We start from the raw sequence: 2,774 nt of genomic DNA on the forward strand, positions 1-2,774 counted from the left end.
GGCCACGGGCACGCCCGACGACGAGTTCTATCTCTACCTGCCGCAGCAGGTGGTCGACCAGGGCAAGCTCGCCACCGGCGGCACGGTGCTCGCCAAGCACAAGCCCTACGGCCTGGAGTTCGCCCATGCCAAGACGCTCAAGGGCTTCTTCATGGCGCTGAAGGACGAGTGGTACCGCGAGCTGCAGACGCGCCCGGTCTCGCTCTGAGAAGGCCTCCCGGTCGCTGCGCTCCTGCCCCCGAGGGGCGCCGTCCGGCTTGGGGCGGCCCGGCGCCGGACACCGTGGCAACGCTTCGCCGCGCGCTCGCCGCGCTGGTGCTCGCGCTGGCCGCCGGGGCAGCGCAGGCCGGCACGCTGCGCTACTGCGACACGCCCGGCGAGCTGACCCACGAGCAGCGCGACCGGCTGCTGCGCTTCGCCGAGATCGTGCGCAACGAACTGCAGGGCTCCGGCCAGCGCGTGGCGCTGGTCTCGCGCGCCGGGCTCGATCTCTCGCGCCTCGACCAGCGCTACTCGCACGCCGGTCTCAGCCTGCAGGGCAACGCGATGGCACCGTGGTCGGTGCGGCAGCTCTACTACGCCTGCGACGAGCAGCGCCCGCGCCTGTTCGACCAGGGCCTCTCGGCCTTCCTGCTCGGCATGAGCAGCCCCGAGGGCGGCTACGTGTCGGCCGTCTTCCTTCCTGACGAAGCCGCGGCGCCGCTGGAAGGGGCCGCGCTCGACGACCGCCGCGCACTGGCCCTGCTGGCGCCCACCTACAGCGCCAATGCCTACGTGTGGAGCCAGCGCTACCAGAACTGCAACCAGTGGGTGGCCGAGATGTTCGCCATGGCCTGGGGCGGCACGCCGGCCGGCGACGACGCCCGCGCGCAGGCGCAGGACTGGCTGCGCGGCCAGGGTTACGCGGCCCACGAGTTCCACATCCGCTTCCCGCCGACGATGTGGCTGGCCGCCGTCATCCCCTGGGTACACCACGACGACCACCCGAGCGAGAACCTCGCCCAGGCGGTCTATCGGGTGAGCATGCCGTCGTCGCTGGAGGCCTTCGCCCGCCAGCGCTGGCCGCAGGCACGCCGCGTCGAGTTCTGCCAGGCCGGCGCGCGCGTGGTGGTACGGCAGGGCTGGGAGCCGATCGGCGAGGGCTGCACGCCGGCGCCGGGCGATCGCGTGGTGACGCTGGACTGACCCGGCTCTGCGAGCCACCGCCTGGCGATAGCCATCGCCAATCGCGGAGATTTCTTCAATCAACCCACGATATGCTGCGGCGCACACAAAATGGCGCCTGTCAGATCCATTCGCCCTCTGTCTTTCAACCCAAGGAAATCACCATGTCGATCATCAACACGCAAGTTCCCGAGTTCAAGGCCAACGCCTTCCACAACGGCAAGTTCATCGAGGTCAGCAACGAGTCGATGAAGGGCAAGTGGTCCGTGCTGGTGTTCATGCCGGCCGCCTTCACCTTCAACTGCCCGACCGAAGTGGAAGACGCCGCCGACAACTACGCTGCCTTCAAGGACCTGGGCGCCGAGGTCTACATCGTCACCACCGACACGCACTTCTCGCACAAGGTGTGGCACGAGACCAGCCCGGCCGTGGGCAAGGCCAAGTTCCCGCTGGTCGGCGACCCGACCCACAAGCTGACCCGCGCCTTCGGCGTGCACATCGAGGAAGAAGGTCTGGCGCTGCGCGGCACCTTCATCATCAACCCGGAAGGCGTGGTCAAGACCGCCGAGATCCACGACAACGCCATCGCGCGTGACGTCAAGGAAACCCTGCGCAAGCTGCAGGCCGCCCAGTACGTGGCCAAGAACCCCGGCCAGGTGTGCCCGGCCAAGTGGCAGCAGGGCGCGAAGACGCTGACGCCGTCTCTCGACCTCGTCGGGAAGATCTAAGCCCACCCCCGTAGCGCCTTCGGCGCTCCCCCTCAAGGGGGCGACGCCAGCGGGCCGGCGAAGCCGGACCCGCGGCGTCCGCTCGACTACGTTGGAGCACGTTTGCCATGTTGGATGACAGCCTGAAATCTCAACTCGCCTCGTACCTGGAGCGCCTACGCGAGCCGGTGCAGCTGATCGCGTCGCTCGACGAGCGCGAGGCCTCGGCCGAGATGCGCGAGCTGATCGAGGAGATCGCGGCGCTGCATCCGATGGTGCACGCGCGCTTCGACGGCAACGACGCGCGCAGGCCGTCGTTCCAGATCACCCGCGCCGGCGCCGACATGGGCGTGCGCTTCGCGGCCATTCCGATGGGCCACGAGTTCACCTCGCTGGTGCTGGCGCTGCTGCAGGCCGGCGGCCACCCGCCCAAGCTGGAAGCCGAGGTGATCGAGCAGATCCAGACGCTCGACGGCGACTTCGCCTTCGAGACCTACATGTCGCTGACCTGCCACAACTGCCCGGACGTGGTGCAGGCGCTGAACCTGATGGCGGTGCTCAACCCGCGCATCCGCCACGTGGCGATCGACGGCGGCCTGTTCGAGGCCGAGGTCACCGATCGCAAGATCATGGCCGTGCCGACGATCTACCTGAACGGCCAGCCCTTCGGCTCGGGCCGCATGGAGATCGGCGAGATCCTCGCCAAGATCGACACCGGCGCCGCCGCACGCGACGCCGCCAAGCTGGCGAAGAAGGGCGTGTTCGACGTGCTGATCGTCGGCGGCGGCCCGGCCGGCGCGGCCGCGGCGGTGTATGCCGCGCGCAAGGGCATCAGCACGGGCATCGTCGCCGAACGCTTCGGCGGCCAGACGCTGGATACGCTGGGCATCGAGAACTACATCT

At 69.0% G+C, this 2,774-nt stretch carries 3 protein-coding genes and 1 pseudogene; all 4 read left to right on the forward strand.

Annotation, left to right across the window (positions count from 1 at the left end; translation table 11 throughout):
• Nucleotides 1-208, forward strand: a pseudogene (locus AB7U92_RS25400) (hypothetical protein); the annotation flags it as partial.
• A 74-nt stretch (nucleotides 209-282) separates the two neighbouring features.
• On the forward strand, nucleotides 283-1,185 hold the full coding sequence (locus tag AB7U92_RS25405) for a DUF2145 domain-containing protein (protein ID WP_428583373.1): 903 nt from the start codon (nucleotides 283-285) through the stop codon (nucleotides 1,183-1,185).
• 143 nt (nucleotides 1,186-1,328) lie between these two features.
• Nucleotides 1,329-1,892 (forward strand): alkyl hydroperoxide reductase subunit C, encoded by a 564-nt coding sequence (gene ahpC, locus AB7U92_RS25410; protein ID WP_428583375.1) that lies wholly within the window; start codon nucleotides 1,329-1,331, stop codon nucleotides 1,890-1,892.
• Between the two features lie 107 nt (nucleotides 1,893-1,999).
• A partial coding sequence (locus AB7U92_RS25415; protein WP_428583377.1) for a thioredoxin family protein occupies nucleotides 2,000-2,774 on the forward strand: 775 nt, incomplete at its 3' end.

Origin of the sequence: Piscinibacter sp. (genome assembly GCF_050175855.1) — a bacterium.
Classification (GTDB): Bacteria; Pseudomonadota; Gammaproteobacteria; order Burkholderiales; family Burkholderiaceae_C; genus Piscinibacter.